Raw genomic sequence first — 16,174 nt, 5'->3', positions numbered from 1 at the left:
CGAGCCTAGGCGCTCGAACCCGTGAGGGCCCGCAACGCCTCCCGCCGGTCGGCCTGCTCCGCCGGGTCGGGGACGGGCAGGGAGGCCAGCAGCCGCTGCGTGTACGCCTCGCGCGGGCTGCCCAGCACCTCCTCGCCGGTCCCCTCCTCGACCAGCCGCCCGCGGTGCAGCACCGCGATCCGGTCGGCGAGCAGGTCGACGACGGCGAGGTCGTGGCTGATGAACAGCGACGCGAAGCCGAACTCGGCCTGAAGGTCGGCGAACAGCTCCAGCACGCGGGCCTGCACCGACACGTCGAGCGCCGAGGTGGGCTCGTCGGCGATGAGGAGCTTCGGCTCGAGCGCCAGCGCCCGCGCCAGGCTCGCCCGCTGCCGCTGGCCGCCGGAGAGCTCGTGCGGGAACCGGTCGCCGTACGCACGCGGCAGCTGCACCGCCTCCAGCAGTTCGTCGACGCGGTTGCGCGCCTGCTCCGGAGAGGAGGCGCGGCCGTGCACCACGAGCGGCTCCGCCACCGCGTCGGCGATGGTGAGCAGCGGGTTGAAGCTCGACGCCGGGTCCTGGAAGACGAACCCGATGTCGGTGCGGACGCGGCGGAACTGGCGCTCGCGCACCCCGTTCATCTCGACGCCGAGCACGCTCAGCGAGCCGCCGGTGACCTTGTTCAGGCCCGCGATGGCGCGCCCGATCGTTGTCTTGCCGGAGCCGGACTCGCCCACCAGGCCGAGCACCTCCCCCGGCCGGATGGCGAAGCTCACGCCGTCGACCGCCACGAAGCCGGGGCGCCCGAGGCGGCCGGGATACTGGATGCGCAGGTCGCGCGCCTCCACCACCGGCGCCTCGATCGGCCGCTCGGCGCGGGCGATGGCGCGCTCGCGCGTGGCGAGCGTGCCCTGCCCGATCTTCGGGACGGAGCCGAGGAGCTGCCGCGTGTACTCCGCCTGCGGGTCGGCGAACAGCGTGCGCGCGTCCGCCTCCTCCACGAGCTTGCCCTGGTACATCACCGCGACGCGGTCGGCCAGGTCGGCGACCACGCCCATGTTGTGGGTGATGAGCACGATCGCAGCGCCGAACTCGTCGCGGCAGCGGCGCAGCAGGTCGAGGATCTCGGCCTGCACGGTGACGTCGAGCGCGGTGGTCGGCTCGTCGGCGACGATCAGCCCGGGGTTCAGCACGAGCGCCATCGCGATCACGATGCGCTGCTTCTGACCGCCGGAGAACTGGTGCGGGTAGTACTTGACCCGCTTCTCCGGCTCCGGGATGCCGACCCGGCGCATGATGTCGACCGCCTTCTCCTGCGCGGCCTTCTTCGACAGCTTCTCGTGGGCGCGCAGGCCCTCCGCGATCTGCCAGCCGACCGGGTACACCGGGTTGAGGGCCGTGGACGGCTCCTGGAACACCATCGCCACGTCGGTGCCGCGCACCTCGCGCAGCTGCCGCCTGCTCAGCGAGACGATGTCGGCCTGGCTCGACCCGTCCTTGCTGCGCAGCACGACGGCGCCGGAGGCGGTGGCCGTCTCGGGCAGGAGGCCCAGGATGGTCTTCGCCGTGACGGTCTTGCCCGAGCCGGACTCGCCGACGATGGCGAGCACCTCGCCGGGCGCGACCCGCAGGCTCACGTCGTCGACGGCCTTCACGGCGCCGGCGTCGGAGGCGAAGGTCACCGACAGGTTCTCGATCTGGACGACGTCGCTCATGGACGCACCTCGATTCCGTGCTCGTCAAAGGACTCTCCGCCCTCCAGGCCGTCGACCCCGCCCGGGCCCGCCGCGAGCGGGCCGCCGGGGACGACGGAGGTCTCGGCCACCTGGCCGGAGGCGACGGCCGCACGACGGCGCGCACGCAGTCGCGGGTCCGCCAGGTCGTTGAGGCTCTCGCCGACGAGCGTGATGCCGAGCACCGCGAGCACGATGGCGACACCCGGGTACACCGAGGTCCACCAGATGCCGCTCGTGACGTCGTCGATGGCCTTGTTGAGGTCGAAGCCCCACTCGGCCGCCGCCGTCGGCTCGATGCCGAAGCCGAGGAAGCCCAGGCCAGCCAGCGTGAGGATCGCCTCCGACGAGTTCAGGGTGAAGATCAGCGGGAGCGTGCGGGTGGCGTTGCGGAACACGTGGCGGAACATGATCCGGCCGTTGCTCGCGCCGATCACCTTCGCCGCCTCCACGTACGCCTCGGCCTTGATGCGGACCGTCTCGGCGCGGATCACGCGGAAGTACTGCGGGATGTAGACCACCGTGATCGAGCCGGCCGCGGCGAGGATGCCGCCCCAGAGGCTCGACTGCCCGCCGCTGATCGCGATCGCGAGCACGATGGCCAGCAGCAGCGACGGGAACGCGTAGATCGCGTCGCAGACGACGACGAGCACGCGGTCGAGCCAGCCGCCGAAGTAGCCGGAGATCAGGCCGAGCAGCACGCCGATGACGATCGAGAGGATCACCGCGACGATGATGACGAGGATCGCCGTCTGGGCGCCCCAGATCACGCGCGAGAACACGTCGTATCCGCCGGAGGTGGTGCCCCAGATGTGCGCGGAGCTCGGCGGCTGCTGCGCGCCGAACGCCTCGCCGTCGCTGCGGAGCTGCGCGAACCCGTACGGCGCGATCAGCGGCGCGAAGATCGCGACCAGGACGAAGACGGCGGTGAGCACCAGGCCGGCCACGAGCATGCCGCGCTGCAGGCCGACGCTCTGCCGGAGCTGGTGGACGACGGGGATGCGCTCCCAGAGACTGCGCTTGCGGGCCATCTCAGTACCTCACCCTCGGGTCGATGAGCGCCGCGATCACGTCGACGATGAAGTTCGTCAGCGTGACGATGACCGCCAGCAGCACGACCATGCCCTGCACGGCGACGAAGTCGCGCGCCTGCAGGTACTGGACCAGCTGGAAGCCGAGCCCCTTCCACTCGAAGGTGCGCTCGGTCAGGACGGCGCCACCCAGCAGCAGGGCGATCTGCAGGCCGATGACCGTCACGATCGGGATCAGCGCCGGCCGGTACGCGTGCTTGCGCAGCAGCCGCGACTCGCTCACGCCCCGCGATCGGGCGGCGTCGACGTAGTCGGTGCCGAGCGTGCCGATGACGTTCGTGCGCACGAGCCGCAGGAACACGCCGGCCGTCAGCAGGCCGAGCGCGATGCCGGGGAGGATCGCGTGCGACAGGACGTCGCCGATGACCTCCGGGTCGCCGGTCTGGAACGCGTCGATCAGGTAGATGCCGGTCTTGTTCTCCAGCGTCTGCATCGCGATCTCGGAGCTGGTGGAGGCGCGGCCCGCGACGGGCAGCCAGCCGAGCCAGATCGAGAAGACCAGCTTCAGCACCAGGCCGACGAAGAACACCGGGGTCGCGTAGAAGAGGATCGCCGAGACGCGCAGGGTCGCGTCGGCGGGCTTGTCGCGGAAGTACGCGGCCACGAGACCGAGCGGGATGCCGACGATGAACGCGATGACGAGCGCGTAGAACGCGAGCTCGAGGGTCGCGGCGCCGTACGTGACGAGCACCTCCGTCACGGGCCGGTTGTCGGTGAACGTGGTGCCGAAGTCGCCGCGCAGCAGGGCGCCCAGGTACTCGACGTACTGGACGAAGAGCGGACGGTCGTAGCCGGCCTCGTGGATGCGCTGGGCCAACTGCGCAGGAGGCAGCTTGCCGCCGAGCGCGGCGGTGATGGGGTCGCCCGTCGAGCGCATGAGGAAGAAGACGACGGTGACGAGGATGAAGATCGTGGGGATGATCAGAAGCGCGCGGATCAGCAGATAGCGGCCGAGGCCGCCGCCGGACCGGCGCTTCGTCTTCGTTCGTTCCGCGCCGGGGGTGGTGCCCGGCGCCGGGGAACTGACGGTCGTGGTCATGGGGTCCGATCGTGGATGGTTCGTGGAGAGGGGAGGCTCGCGCAGCGGCGAGCCTCCCCCGTGTGCCGGTGACCCGGCGGGTTGTTGCGGAGCGCCTACTTCGAGAGCGCCGCGTAGCGGAACTTGAACGACGGGTCGAGCGTCTTGTCGACGCCGGACACGCCCTTCGCGACGACCGCGATCTGCGAGCCCTGCAGCAGCGGCAGGGTGCTGAGGTCGGCGCCCACCTTGGCCTGGATCTCCTCGATCAGCTTCGTGCGCTCGCCCTTGTCGGTGGTGCCGAGCTGCTTCTCGATCAGAGCCTGGACCTCGGGGTTGTCGTAGTGGTTCGCGAGGAAGTTCTCCTTGATGAAGAACGGCGACAGGTAGTTGTCGGCGTCGGAGTAGTCCGGGAACCAGCCGAGCTGGTAGGCCGGGTACACGTCGCTGGTGCGGTCCTTGGAGTACTGCACCCACTCGGTCGACTGCAGGTTCACCTTGAACAGGCCGCCCTGCTCCAGCTGCTCCTTGACGAGCGCGTACTCGTCGCCGGAGGACGGGCCGTAGTGGTCCGGGTTGTACTGGAGGTTGAGCGCGACCGGGGTGGTGACGCCGGCCTTCTGCAGGGTCTCCTTCGCCTTGTCGAGGCTCGGGCCGCCGTTGCCGTCGCCGTACAGGTCCTTGAGCACCGTGGTGGCGCCGGTCAGGCCCTCGGGCACGAAGGAGTACAGCGGGGTGTAGGTGCCCTTGTAGACCTGCTTGGCGATCGTCTCGCGGTCGACCAGGTCGGCAGCGGCCTGGCGCACGGCCAGCGCCTTCGCGGGGTCGGCCTCCGGCGTGGTGGCGCCGTACGGCTGCGTGTTGAAGTTGAAGACGATGTAGCGGGTCTCGCCGCCCGGGCCCTTCACGACCTTCACGTTCTTGTCGCCGTCGAGGCTCTCGATGTCGGTCGCCGAGAGGCTGCGGTAGGCGACGTCGATCGCGGTCTTCTGGATGTCGAGCTTGAGGTTCGACGACTGCGCGTAGTACTTGACGTTGACCTTCTCGGTCGCGGGCTTGCCGAGCAGGCCCTTGTAGTCCGGGTTGGCCTTGTACGCGATCAGGTTGTTGAAGTCGTAGCTCGTGATGTCGTACTGGCCGGCGAAGGCGTGGCCCTTGACGATGTCCTGGTCGGGGGTGACCTTGTCGGCCGAGAAGACCTGCTCGTCGACGATCGGGCCGGCCGGGCTCGAGAGCACCTGGGCGAAGGTCTGGTCGTTCGGGATCTTCAGCTTGAAGACGACGGTGGTGTCGTCCGGCGTGTCGATGCTGTCGAGGTTGGCGAGCAGCGACGAGGGGCCGTTCGGGTCGTTGATCTTCTTCTGGCGGTCGAAGGTGAACTTCACGTCGGAGGAGGTGAGGTCGTGACCGTTCGCGAACTTCAGACCCGACTTGAGCTTCACCGTGTACTCGGTCGGCGAGGTGAACTCGGCGCTCTCGGCGATGTCCGGCTTCACGTCGGGGCTGCCGTACGGGGAGTTCAGGAGGAACGGGTAGACCTGGTTCATGACGGCGAAGGAGCCGTTGTCGTACGAGCCGGCGGGGTCGATCGACGTGATCTTGTCGGTCGTGCCGATGGTGAGCGTGCCACCGCCGCCGCCGCCGGAGCCGCTGTTGCTCCCGGAGCAGCCGGCGAGCACCAGCGCCGTGGCCGCGAACGCGGCGGAGACGGCGAGCAGGCGCCGACCGCCGTTGTGTGCGGATCTCATATCCGTATACCTCTTCCTGGTGTGGGGGTCACCGAGACCGGCGGGGCAAACGGGTGCCCCATCGCCGACTCGCGTGAGTCAGTCCTAACACGAAATGCGCCAGGAAGCCGCATCCGCGAGCGAAACGAGTCCTGATCTTTACACCGACGCAACAAATCGCCGGCGGGTGCCTACTCCCCGCGCAGCCGCATCCGCTCGCGGTCGATGGAGGCCATGGCGAGCTGCAGCGACCGGCGCAGCTCCGCCTCCTGCTGGTCCGTGCGCGCGAAGCGGGCGGTGAGCTCCGCCTTCTCGCGCAGCAGGTCGCGGTCGATCACCCCGTCGACGATCCCGCGGGCGTACCCGCCGACGTTGTCGCCCGCCTGCGGCAGCGCGGCGACCGCGAGGGCGTTGACGGTCGGCGCGTACGCCACCGGCACCTCCGCGAGGATGCGGTCGACCCAGCCCGGCTGCTCCAGCGTGGCCAGCTGGCTGGCGATGGCGTCGCGCACGACCGCGTGCGTCGGGTTGACGAACGGCACCTGCACGACGCGGGCCGCGCGCTCGGCGCCGACCTCGGTCGGCACCTGCAGCAGCACCATCAGGCACTCGCGCTCGGTCCGCTGCGTCGGGTCGGTCGGATCGACCGGCGGCGCGAGAGGAGGTGCGAGGTCGGGGGCCCCTCCGGAGCGGTCGGACATCGCGTCGCCGCCGTAGCCGCGACCGCCCCCGTCGCGAGCGCCCTCGCGGCCGCGGCTCTGCTCCTGACCGCCGCCCGCGCCGCCGCGCGAGCCGTCGCGACCCGAGCGCTGCGCGGCGCGCACGGCTCTGGTCGCGTCCTGGAGGTCGGCGCCCGACAGGCGGGCGAGCTCGCGCGTGTAGCCGCTCTGCGAGGCGGGGTCGCGGATCGTGGCGACGATCGGAGCGCCGGCGCGCAGGGCGCCTGCGCGCCCCTCCACCGTGTCGAGGTCGAAGCGCTCGACGACCTGACGGATCATGAACTCGAACATCGGCTTGCGGCTGTCGATCATGCGCCGCACGGCGTCGTCGCCCTGGGCGATCCGGAGGTCGCAGGGGTCGAGGCCGTCGGGGCCGACCGCGACGTAGGTCTGGGCCGAGAAGCGCTGCTCCTCGCCGAACGCCCGCGCCGCCGCCTTCTGCCCTGCGGCGTCGGGGTCGAAGGTGAAGATGACCGACCCCTGGCTGTTGTCGTCGCCCATCACGCGGCGGATCACCTTGATGTGGTCGACGCCGAACGAGGTGCCGCATGTGGCGACGGCCGTGGTGACGCCGGCGAGGTGGCACGCCATGACGTCGGTGTACCCCTCCACGACGACGACCTGGTCGTTGCGCGAGATGTCGCGCTTGGCGAGGTCGAGCCCGTAGAGCACCTGCGCCTTCTTGTACACCGGGGTCTCGGGGGTGTTGAGGTATTTGGGGCCCTTGTCGTCCTCGAGCAGGCGGCGCGCGCCGAAGCCGATCGTCTGCCCCGTCACGTCGCGGATCGGCCAGATCAGCCGGCCGCGGAACCGGTCGTAGACGCCGCGGTCGCCCTGCGAGACGAGGCCGGCCGTGAGCAGCTCCTCCTGGGTGAAGCCCTTGGTCTTGAGGTGCTTGGTCAGCTCGTCCCAGCTCTTGGGCGCGTACCCCACCCCGAACTGCGCTGCGGCGTTCGCGTCGAAGCCGCGTTCGCCGAGGAAGCGCCGGCCGGGCTCCGCGTCGGGGGCGACGAGGCGCTCCCGGAAGAAGGCCTCGGCCGCCGCGTTGGCCGCGAGCAGCCGGGCGCGGTTGGCGCCGGACTCGCTCGGGCCTCCCCCGCCCTCCTCGTAGTGGAGCTGGTAGCCGAGCCGGGCGGCGAGCCGCTCGACGGCGTCGGTGAACGAGACGTGGTCGAGCTTGAGCAGGAACTCGTAGACGTCGCCGCCCTCGCCGCAGCCGAAGCAGTGGTAGCGGCCGACGCCGGGGCGCACGTAGAAGCTGGGGCTCTTCTCGTCGTGGAACGGGCAGAGCCCCTTGAGCGCGCCCACGCCGCCGGTCTTCAGGCTGACGTAGTCGCCGACGATGTCGGCGATGTTGGTGCGGGCCTTGACCTCTTCGATGTCGCTCTGTCGAATCCGGCCGGCCATGCTCCGAGTCTATCGAGCCGCACCGACAGGACGGCGCGGGGCCTCACTCTCGGGGCGGCTGCCTCCGGCGCGTGTTCTGGGCGATCTCGATGATGGCGCAGAACACCTCGATGCCGACCCGCAGCAGCAGCACCGCGAGGATGGCGCCGACCAGGGTGATCAGCACCCCGAGCAGGAAAACGAACGCCCCGGCGGGCGAATGCGTCGAGATCGCGATGGCGAGGCTGTTGGAGAAGCCGACGACGATCGCGAGCCCGATCAGCACCAGCCCGACCACATACACGGGGCCGGCGAGCTTGCGCGTCACGTAGCTGGTGAACGTGAAGTCGAACAGCGACGAGAAGAACCGCGAGTCGTCGAGCCGGTCGGCGAGGTCGTTCACGCTGCGGGGGTAGCCGGGGTGGGCGGACGACGCGGAGGCGGCGGTTGCGGCCGGGGCGCCGGCGCTGGTGGCCGGGGTGTCCGCGGTGGCGGCGGGAGCGCCTTCAGTGGCGGCGGAGGCCGTGTCCTGCGGCGGGGTGGTCGTCGTGGCTGCGGAGGCCTGCGCCTCCACCAGCACCTCGGTCGGCGCCTCCTGCCCTTCGGTGGCGGGGACGGCCGGAGCGCCGGAAGGGACCGCGCCGGCGGGCGCGGAACCGGGCTCCTCGGCCGGGGTGTGGTTACGACGATGCGTGGCCGAGTTCAGGATGGAGGCGAAGCGGTTCCTGGCGCTGACGCCCGTGCGGGTCCCGGACGCGGGTACCGCTGCGGGCTGCTCGTCCACCGGAAGCGGTGTCGTCGCCGCGTCACCGCTCTCGACGCTGTCGGTGGTGCCGGTGCTCCCGAAGCTGCTCCCGGCAGCGATCGGCTCCTTCGCCTCCGGTGCGGTGCCGCCGGCAGGGAGGGGGACCGTGATCCCGGGATCCGCAGCCGCTTCGTCGGCGGGCTCGGTGACCGGCTGGGCCAGGGGCTCTGCCGCGCTCGGGGATTCAGGGACCACGTCGCCTACCTTCTCATGTGCCGTCCGGGCTTCAGGTGCCGTTGGGGTCTGGGGTGTCGTGTCAGGTGCAGCGGGCGCCGCCGCTACCGGCTCGGCCGGGGACGCGGAGGTGTCGGGCACCGCCGAGGCCGTTGCTGCCGCCGCCGCGTCGCCCGCGAGCGGGGTGCGTGCCGAGAGGGTGGCGTCCATGATGTCCGGAGCCTCTCCGATCGGAGAGATCGGAGCCGGCTTCACCGTGGGTCGCTTGCGCGTCGTCTTGGCCGGAGTCTTGGCAGGGGTCTTCGCAGGAGTGGGAGCCTTCGCCGCGCCGGCTCCAGCGGCCTTCGAGGCGCTCGCGGCGGTCTTCGACGCGGAAGCGGCAGGCTTCGCCGTGGAACCCGCAGCCTTGGCCGCGCCGGCCCTCGCGGCCTTCGTCGCGCCGGTACCCGCAGGCTTCGCCGCGCCGCTTGCCGCCGTCGACCCGGCGGTCACCGGCTTCGACGCGGAGGTGCGCCGCGTGCCCGAGGTCGGAACTTTCTCGGCGTCGGTGTCCGGAGACCCGGCGGCCGAAGACCCAGCTACCGGCTTCGCGGCGGCCGCACGATTGCGCGGGGCGCGTGCAGCACCCGCAGCTGCGCCCGCCGCACCCTCCGTCGCGCCGCCGGCGGCGGCGTCCGGCGCACCGGTGCTCGGCGAGGCCGCGGACTGCGGCTCCTCCGGCCGGTCGCCCTCCGACGGTGGCTGTGGCGTGCTCATGCGTCTCCCTCCGCTGCCGTGACTTCCATCGTTCTGCACCCGGCCCGGGGATACAACCCCGGCGGCCACGGGTTGACCGGACGCTCAGCGAGGCGTCCGTCGCCGCGAACCGGCCGCGCTCGTCAGCGCTCGCCCGTCAGCGCTCGCCCGTCAGTGCTCCCCCTTCAGTGCTGCACCAGCCGCTCGTACCAGCTCAGCGCCGACTGGTCGGTCAGGCTCGCGACCTGGTCGACCACGACGCGCTTGCGCTCCTCGTCCGTCGCGGCGAGGCGCCAGTCCTCGGCGAAGCCGGGGTCGAGCTGCTCGGGGCCGCGAGCGTAGAGAAGGTCGGCCAGCGTCTTCAGGATCTCGCGCTGCTGCGCGTAGATCGGCTGCCGCGTGTTCCGCGACATCACGAAGGTGGCGACGATGCCCTTGAGCACCGCGATCTCGGCCCGGATCGATGCCGGCACCACCACGTCGGCGCCGAAGCGGATCAGGTCCGCTCCCCCGGCGGTCTCCTTCGTGGCGTGGACGGCCGCGTGCGCGAACCGCCCGATCAGCTGACTGGTGAGGTTCTTGAGGTGCGCCTGGGCGCGGCGGCTGCCGTCCCAGCCGTCGAGCCAGATGTCGAGGCTGTCGAGCCGGTCGAAGGCCGCGATCAGGTCGTCGTGGCCGATCTCGCCGCCGACCCAGTCGTGCATCGAGCGGACGAGGTCGTCGTGGTCGACCCTGCTGCTGAGGGCGGCGACGTCGATGTAGCCGTTGACGATCGCGTCCTCGAAGTCGTGCACGGAGTAGGCGATGTCGTCGGAGAGGTCCATCACCTGCGCCTCGATGCACTGCTGCCGCTCGGGGGCGCCGGCGCGCATCCACTCGAACACCGGGCGGTCGTCGTCGTAGAAGCCGAATTTGGCGCGACCGCTCGGGTCGGCCACCGAGGAGGTCGCCGGCCACGGGTACTTGCAGCTCGCGTCGAGGCTCGCGCGGGTGAGGTTGAGCCCGTACGGCCTCCCGTCGCGGCCGAACACCTTCGGCTCGAGGCGGCTGAGCAGGCGCAGCGTCTGCGCGTTGCCCTCGAACCCGCCGATGTCGCTCGCCCAGGCGTTGAGCGCCCGCTCGCCGTTGTGGCCGAACGGCGGGTGGCCGATGTCGTGCGCCAGGCATGCGGTGTCGACGATGTCGGGGTCGAGCCCGAGCGCGTTCGCGAGCTCGCGGCCGACCTGCGCGACCTCGAGGGAGTGCGTCAGCCGGTTGCGTGCGAAGTCGAGCCCGGCGGTGGGGCTGAGCACCTGCGTCTTGGCGGCGAGCCTGCGCAGGGCGCTCGAGTGCAGCAGCCGCGCCCGGTCGCGCGCGAAGTCGCTGCGCCGGTTGGAATGGTGCTCCGGGTGCCAGCGCTCGCGGTCGTGCTCCGTGTAGCCGGACGACGAGCGGGTGTCGGCGGGGGTCGTGAGGCTATCCACCACTGTTGTGCACCTCCGCCTCGGCGACCTGGGCGCGCGTCGCGCCATCGACCTCTCGGCTGTCGAGCCAGCCCTCGGGGAGCGCGGTGCGCTTGGGCGAGCCGGCGCGGCCGCGCTGCCCCTCCGCGGCCTCGCCCGGGTACTCCTGCTCCCAGTCCAGCGTGGCGAGGAGGTCGTCGAGGTGCGCGAGCGTGTCGACGGTCGCGAGGCTCGCGCGCAGGTCGCCGCCGACCGGGTAGCCCTTGAAGTACCAGGCGACGTGCTTGCGGATGTCGCGGCAGCCGCGCTCCTCGCTGTCGAAGAACTCGACCAGCAGTTCGGCGTGGCGGCGGAACGTCGCCGCCACCTGCCCGAGCGTCGGGTGCGCCTGGGCCGCCGCGGCCTCCTCGGCGGTCAGCTCCCCGGCGCGGGCGCGGAACGCGGCGGCGAGGTCGCCGAACAGCCACGGCCGGCCGAGGCAGCCGCGGCCGACGACGACTCCGTCGCAGCCGGTCTCGTCGACCATGCGGATCGCGTCGGCCGCCGACCAGATGTCGCCGTTGCCGAGCACCGGCGTGCCGGTGATCGTCTCTTTCAGCTTCGTGATCGCTGACCAGTCGGCGTGGCCCGAGTAGAACTCGGCCGCGGTACGGGCGTGCAGCGCGATGGAGGCGACCCCTGCTCCCTCGGCGGCTTTCGCGGCCTCGAGGTAGGTGAGGTGGTCGCTGTCGATGCCCTTGCGCATCTTGACGGTGAGCGGGATGTCGCCGGCCGCCTTCACCGCCTGCTCGACGATCTCGCGGAACAGCCCGAGCTTCCAGGGCAGCGCCGCTCCCCCGCCCTTGCGGGTGACCTTGGGCACCGGGCAGCCGAAGTTGAGGTCGATGTGGTCGGCGCGATCCTCCGCCACGAGCATCGTGACGGCCTCGCGCACGGTCGTGGGATCGACGCCGTAGAGCTGGATGGAGCGCGGCGTCTCCGACTCGTGGTGCGTGATGAGCCGCAGCGATTCGGGCGTGCGCTCGACGAGGGCGCGCGACGTGATCATCTCGCTGACGTAGAGGCCGGCGCCGAACTCCCGGCAGAGCCGGCGGAACGCGGTGTTGGTGATCCCGGCCATGGGCGCGAGGACGACCGGCACGTCGAGAGCCAGCGGACCGATGGTCAGCTGGGGCGCTGGGCTTAGGGTGGCTGTGGTAGACATCTGACTCGATTCTCCCAGAAAGCGTGCTGAAGCATGGCCGAGAGCCCCGAATCCGTGGACAACCCGACCGCCGAGACTCCTGTGGACAACGCGGGATCGCCCGCCGACGGCCGCTCGCGCGTGCTTGCGGACGCCTCCGCCCGCGGCGTCGACGTCGAGATCGTCGAGCGGCCCGCCGCGCGGAGCCTGGAGGAGGCGGCGAGCCTCCTCGGCCTCCAGCCCTCCGACATCGTGAAGACGCTGGTGGTGAAGCGCAGCGACGACACGTTCGTGTTCGCCCTGGTGCCCGGCGGCCGCAAGATCTCGTGGCCGAAGCTGCGCGGCCTCCTCGGCGTCAACAAGCTGCAGCTGCCCGACGCCTCGGTCGCCCTCGCGGCGACGGGCTACGAGCGCGGCACGATCACGCCCTTCGGCAGCACGACGGCGTGGCCGGTCGTCGCCGACGCGACGATCCCGGGCCGCCGCGTCTCGATGGGCGCGGGCGCCCACGGCTACTCGCTCTTCGTGGACGCCGACGCCCTGATCACGGCCTACGACGCGACGGTCGCCGACATCACCGACCCCGAGTGATCCATTTGGCGCAACACGCCGTCTGAAGGCGCTGCTTGACGGCATGTCGTGCCAACTCGTGGGTGGGCCTGTGGAGAACTTCTGCGGCCGGCGGCCTCAGCTGCCAGGGTGACCGGCATGCAACCGTCACCTCTCCCCCGCACTCTCGTTGCCGCTCCCTTCAGCACCAGGGAGGCGCGGCGCGTCGGCGTCGATCGGCAACGCCTCCGGCGGACCGATCTGGTGCGCCCGCACCACGGTGTCCGGGTGTCGGTGGAGGCGCGGGCAACGGACCTCGACGCACGCTGCCGCGAGTACCTCCCGGTCATGCCTCCGGGAGGGTGCTTCAGTCACACCACGGCACTTCGACTCCACGGTGTGGCCGTCGCCACGCGACTGATCGACGACCTCCTTCACGTCACCGTGGCACGGCCCGACCGCGCTCCACGTCGTCGCGGCGTCGTCGGTCACCAGTGCTTGGCGGCGGTGGAGGATCTGCGCGGCCTTCCTGTCGCCGGTGCGGTGGAGGCGTGGTGTCAGGCGGCGGCGCTCGCCACCGCGGATGAGCTGATCCTGGCCGGAGACGCGCTCCTGCGCAGGCAGCGTCCCCTCTCCCGCCATGAGGAGCTGACTGCGGCGGTGGAGTCGGCCGCTGGGCGACCCGGCGTCCGCCGGCTTCGTGAGGCGCTCCCCTTGATCCGAGCACGCACGGACTCGCCGATGGAGACGGTCCTGCGGCTCGCCATCGTGCGGGCAGGGCTCCCCGAACCGGTCGTGAACTATGCCATCGACGTCGGAGAGCGCCTGCTCCACGCCGACCTCGCCTATCCGCAGGAGCGTCTGGCGGTCGAGTACGACGGCGACCAGCATCGCATCGACGCGCGCCAGTACGAGCGGGACATCGACCGCCTCTGGCGCATCGAGGCACGAGGATGGCGCGTCATCCGTATCAACAAGTCGCACCTGCTGGGAAGCGGCGGCGAGGCCATCAGGCGCGTACGGGCCGCTCTCCGATCGAGTTGACGCAACACGCCGCCTCGCCGGAGGGCGAGACGGCGTGTTGTGACAAATGGATCAAGCTGGGTCGGGTCAGGGCTGCGGGAGGGCGCAGGAGTCGCCCTCGCAGGCGGCGGCGGAGGCGTCGCCGAGCGGGAGGAGCGTCAGCGACGGCGCGACCGCACCGCCTGCGGCCGCACCGCCAGCGGCTTCGGCGCCGGCAGGCACAGCGCCAGCGGGCGCACCGCCGACCACGGCCGCACCGGTACCGGCGGCCTCCGCACTCACGCGGTCACCGCCTGGCGCTCGGTCCAGACCTGCTCCAGCACCTGGGCGAAGGTCTGGGCCTCCTGCGCGCCGGAGACGCCGTACTTGCCATCGATGACGAAGAAGGGGACGCCGTTGATGCCGAACTCGGCGGCGGTGCGCTGGTCGGCGCGGACGTCCTCGAGGTACTGCGACGACTCGAGGGCGGCCAGGGCCTCCGCGCGGTCGAGGCCGACCTCGGCCGCGAGGTCGGCGAGGTCCTCGATGCGGCCGACGTGGCGGCCCTGCTCGAAGTACGCGGAGAACAGACGCTCGGCGAGCTCCAACTGCTTGCCGTTGGCCTTCGCGAAGTGCAGCAGCTCGTGCGCCTTCACGGTGTTGGTGTGCTTGAGGTTGTCGTAGTCGTAGTTCAGCCCGAGGGAGGAGGCGATGCCGGTCACGCGCTCCAGCATCTCCCCGACCTGCTCGGCCGGGATGCCCTTGTGGCCGGCGAGGAAGTCGACCTCGCTGCCGTCGAAGTCGACCGGGGTGTCGGGCGACAGCTCGAAGGAGTGGTACTCGACCTCGACAGCCCTGCCCTCACCGGCTCCGGCGAAGAGGCCACTGCCGCCTTCGAAGCGGCGCTTCCCGATGAAGCACCAGGGGCACGCGATGTCGGACCAGACGTCGATCTTGATGGGTTCGCTCACGTCAGGGGCAACAACCTGCAGCGCTGCAGTTATTCCGCGGCTGCGGTGGGCGTGTCGATCGCGCCGCCGAACCGCCGGTTGCGGCCCGCGTACGTCGCGACGGCCTCCCACAGATCCGTGCGGCTGAAGTCCGGCCAGAGCGTGTCGAGGAACACCATCTCGGCGTAGGCGCTCTGCCAGAGCAGGAAGTTGCTGGTGCGCTGCTCCCCCGAGCTGCGGACGAACAGGTCGACGTCCGGCATGTCGGGGATGTAGAGGTGCCGCTGGATCAGCTTCTCGCTCACCGCGGACGGCTTGACGCGGCCAGCGGCCACCTCCTCCGCGATCCCCCGGACGGCGTCGGCGAGCTCCGTGCGGCCGCCGTAGTTCACGCACATGGTCAGCGTGAGCACGTCGTTGCCCGCGGTCAGCCGCTCGGCGAACTGCAGCTCCTTGATGACGGAGGACCACAGCCGCGGCTTGCGTCCGGCCCAGCGCACCCGCACGCCCCACTCGTTGAGCTGGTCGCGGCGGCGGTGCAGCACATCGCGGTTGAACCCCATGAGGAAGCGCACCTCGTCGGGCGACCGCTTCCAGTTCTCGGTCGAGAACGCGTACACGCTGAGGTGCTTGACCCCGATCTGGATGGCGCCGGCCACCACGTCGAGCAGCGCAGCCTCCCCCGCGCGATGCCCCTCGATGCGCGTCAGGCCGCGACGGTTCGCCCAGCGGCCGTTGCCGTCCATCACGATGGCGACGTGCTCGGGCACCGCGGCACGCGGGAGGTCCGGCGGGTAGAGCCCTGTCCAGTCCAGCGGGCGGTACTCGACCGCGTCCTTGTGCGTGTACGGCTTCGGGCTCATGCGCCTCCCTCTGCTCCAGCGCCCGGGCGGGCGGCGGAGCGGTCGTCCGGGCGCTCGTCCCGGCGGTCGTGCTGCACGTGCTGCAGGGAGCGCAGCCCGCGGTCCAGGTGCCACTGCGTGTAGGCGGCGACGACCCCGTTGGCCTTCGAGCGCGTGCCGTCGTCGGCGGCCTCCGCCGCCTCCCAGTCGCCGGTGAGCAGCGCGGCGAGCAGGTCGATCGTGGCCATGTCGAGGTGCGGGGCGCCGGGAGGCGCGCAGTCGGCGCAGACGACGCCGCCGAGCTGCACCACGAGCCGGTCGTGCGGGCCCGGAGTGCCGCAGCGGGCGCAGTCCTGGAAGCTCGGCGCCCAGCCGGCCAGCGACAGCGCGCGCAGCAGGTAGGAGTCGAGGGTCAGCCCGGGGCCGTGCTCGTGCCGCGACAGCGACCGCAGCGCGCCGACGAGGAGGAGGTACTGCTGCAGCGACGCCTCGGCGTCGGTGAGCCGGTCGGCCGTCTCCACCATCGCGTTGGCGGCGGTGTAGCTCGCGTAGTCGTCGGCGATGAGCGCGCCGTACGAGCCGAGCGACTCCACCTGCGTCACGACATCGAGCGAGCGGCCCTCGTACAGCTGCACGTCGGCGACCATGAACGGCTCCAGCCGCGCGCCGAACTTCGAGGAGGTGCGCCGCACGCCCTTCGCCACGGCACGGATCTTGCCGTGCTGGCGGCTGAGCATGGTGACGATGCGGTCGGCCTCGCCCAGCTTGTGGGTACGCAGCACGACGGCCTCATCACGGTAGGTTGGCACCCCTCCAGTATCCCGCGTGATACAAGGGAC

The 16,174-nt window shown here is 71.3% G+C and carries 15 protein-coding genes; 3 read left to right on the top strand and 12 right to left on the bottom strand.

Features of this window, described 5'->3' with window-relative positions; genetic code table 11:
• Positions 1 to 5 precede the first annotated feature (5 nt).
• From P5G50_RS12470 to P5G50_RS12445, 6 genes are all read right to left on the bottom strand, one after another.
• A complete protein-coding gene (locus tag P5G50_RS12470; RefSeq protein ID WP_301208544.1) occupies positions 6 to 1,694 on the bottom strand; it encodes a dipeptide ABC transporter ATP-binding protein in 1,689 nt (562 codons plus the stop codon).
• Positions 1,691 to 2,743: an ABC transporter permease gene (locus tag P5G50_RS12465; protein WP_301208545.1), complete on the bottom strand. Its 1,053-nt coding sequence runs from the start codon at positions 2,741 to 2,743 to the stop codon at positions 1,691 to 1,693. Before P5G50_RS12465 ends, P5G50_RS12470 begins: the two co-directional genes overlap by 4 nt.
• Position 2,744: 1 nt before the next feature.
• On the bottom strand, positions 2,745 to 3,842 hold the full coding sequence (locus P5G50_RS12460) for an ABC transporter permease (protein ID WP_301208546.1): 1,098 nt from the start codon (positions 3,840 to 3,842) through the stop codon (positions 2,745 to 2,747).
• Positions 3,843 to 3,937: 95 nt separating this feature from the next.
• Positions 3,938 to 5,569 (bottom strand): ABC transporter substrate-binding protein, encoded by a 1,632-nt coding sequence (locus P5G50_RS12455; protein WP_301208547.1) that lies wholly within the window; start codon positions 5,567 to 5,569, stop codon positions 3,938 to 3,940.
• A gap of 170 nt (positions 5,570 to 5,739) precedes the next feature.
• On the bottom strand, positions 5,740 to 7,674 hold the full coding sequence (gene dnaG / locus P5G50_RS12450; protein ID WP_301208548.1) for a DNA primase: 1,935 nt from the start codon (positions 7,672 to 7,674) through the stop codon (positions 5,740 to 5,742).
• Between the two features lie 43 nt (positions 7,675 to 7,717).
• Complete coding sequence (locus P5G50_RS12445; protein WP_301208549.1) at positions 7,718 to 8,653, bottom strand: DUF4282 domain-containing protein; 936 nt, start codon at positions 8,651 to 8,653, stop codon at positions 7,718 to 7,720.
• 187 nt (positions 8,654 to 8,840) lie between these two features.
• Between P5G50_RS12445 and P5G50_RS12440 the strand changes: the two genes are divergently transcribed.
• Positions 8,841 to 9,410 carry a hypothetical protein gene (locus tag P5G50_RS12440; protein WP_301230601.1) on the top strand — a complete coding sequence of 190 codons (570 nt, stop codon included), beginning with the start codon at positions 8,841 to 8,843 and terminating at the stop codon, positions 9,408 to 9,410.
• A 142-nt stretch (positions 9,411 to 9,552) separates the two neighbouring features.
• Here P5G50_RS12440 and P5G50_RS12435 read toward each other — a convergent pair whose 3' ends face one another.
• Positions 9,553 to 10,833, bottom strand: a complete 1,281-nt coding sequence (locus P5G50_RS12435; RefSeq protein WP_301208551.1) for a deoxyguanosinetriphosphate triphosphohydrolase — start codon at positions 10,831 to 10,833, stop codon at positions 9,553 to 9,555.
• Positions 10,823 to 12,013, bottom strand: a complete 1,191-nt coding sequence (gene dusB / locus P5G50_RS12430; protein ID WP_301208552.1) for a tRNA dihydrouridine synthase DusB — start codon at positions 12,011 to 12,013, stop codon at positions 10,823 to 10,825. Before dusB ends, P5G50_RS12435 begins: the two co-directional genes overlap by 11 nt.
• 33 nt (positions 12,014 to 12,046) lie before the next feature.
• Here dusB and P5G50_RS12425 point away from each other — a divergent pair, with 33 nt between their 5' ends.
• Together P5G50_RS12425 and P5G50_RS12420 are read left to right on the top strand one after the other, a co-directional pair.
• Positions 12,047 to 12,583, top strand: coding sequence for an aminoacyl-tRNA deacylase (locus P5G50_RS12425; protein WP_301208553.1), 537 nt, complete (start codon positions 12,047 to 12,049; stop codon positions 12,581 to 12,583).
• Between the two features lie 357 nt (positions 12,584 to 12,940).
• Positions 12,941 to 13,585: an endonuclease domain-containing protein gene (locus tag P5G50_RS12420; RefSeq protein ID WP_301208554.1), complete on the top strand. Its 645-nt coding sequence runs from the start codon at positions 12,941 to 12,943 to the stop codon at positions 13,583 to 13,585.
• A 66-nt stretch (positions 13,586 to 13,651) separates the two neighbouring features.
• On the opposite strand, the gene P5G50_RS12415 is transcribed toward P5G50_RS12420, so the two are convergent.
• From P5G50_RS12415 to recO, 4 genes are read right to left on the bottom strand one after another with little or no spacing between them, the layout of a single operon-like run.
• Entirely contained in the window at positions 13,652 to 13,846 is a 195-nt protein-coding gene (locus P5G50_RS12415; protein WP_301208555.1) for a hypothetical protein, read from the bottom strand.
• Positions 13,843 to 14,514 (bottom strand): DsbA family oxidoreductase, encoded by a 672-nt coding sequence (locus tag P5G50_RS12410; protein WP_301208556.1) that lies wholly within the window; start codon positions 14,512 to 14,514, stop codon positions 13,843 to 13,845. Before P5G50_RS12410 ends, P5G50_RS12415 begins: the two co-directional genes overlap by 4 nt.
• Positions 14,515 to 14,543: 29 nt before the next feature.
• On the bottom strand, positions 14,544 to 15,356 hold the full coding sequence (locus P5G50_RS12405; protein WP_301208557.1) for an isoprenyl transferase: 813 nt from the start codon (positions 15,354 to 15,356) through the stop codon (positions 14,544 to 14,546).
• Positions 15,353 to 16,144 carry a DNA repair protein RecO gene (gene recO, locus P5G50_RS12400; protein WP_301208558.1) on the bottom strand — a complete coding sequence of 264 codons (792 nt, stop codon included), beginning with the start codon at positions 16,142 to 16,144 and terminating at the stop codon, positions 15,353 to 15,355. The genes P5G50_RS12405 and recO overlap by 4 nt, the downstream gene beginning before the upstream one ends.
• Positions 16,145 to 16,174: the final 30 nt, after the last annotated feature.

Source organism: Leifsonia williamsii (assembly GCF_030433685.1).
GTDB lineage: Bacteria > Actinomycetota > Actinomycetes > Actinomycetales > Microbacteriaceae > Leifsonia > Leifsonia williamsii.
The sequence above is the reverse complement of the archived record's forward strand: the minus strand, read 5'-3'. Positions and strand labels throughout refer to the sequence as shown.

Excerpts from the sequence above, each read along its gene's own strand:
- dnaG (WP_301208548.1), bottom strand. The coding sequence starts at position 7,674 with ATGGCCGGCCGGATTCGACAGAGCGACATCGAAGAGGTCAAGGCCCGC.
- P5G50_RS12465 (WP_301208545.1), bottom strand. The coding sequence starts at position 2,743 with ATGGCCCGCAAGCGCAGTCTCTGGGAGCGCATCCCCGTCGTCCACCAG.
- P5G50_RS12455 (WP_301208547.1), bottom strand. The coding sequence starts at position 5,569 with ATGAGATCCGCACACAACGGCGGTCGGCGCCTGCTCGCCGTCTCCGCC.
- P5G50_RS12460 (WP_301208546.1), bottom strand. The coding sequence starts at position 3,842 with ATGACCACGACCGTCAGTTCCCCGGCGCCGGGCACCACCCCCGGCGCG.
- dusB (WP_301208552.1), bottom strand. The coding sequence starts at position 12,013 with ATGTCTACCACAGCCACCCTAAGCCCAGCGCCCCAGCTGACCATCGGT.
- P5G50_RS12470 (WP_301208544.1), bottom strand. The coding sequence starts at position 1,694 with ATGAGCGACGTCGTCCAGATCGAGAACCTGTCGGTGACCTTCGCCTCC.
- P5G50_RS12440 (WP_301230601.1), top strand. The coding sequence starts at position 8,841 with ATGATGTCCGGAGCCTCTCCGATCGGAGAGATCGGAGCCGGCTTCACC.
- P5G50_RS12405 (WP_301208557.1), bottom strand. The coding sequence starts at position 15,356 with ATGAGCCCGAAGCCGTACACGCACAAGGACGCGGTCGAGTACCGCCCG.
- P5G50_RS12425 (WP_301208553.1), top strand. The coding sequence starts at position 12,047 with ATGGCCGAGAGCCCCGAATCCGTGGACAACCCGACCGCCGAGACTCCT.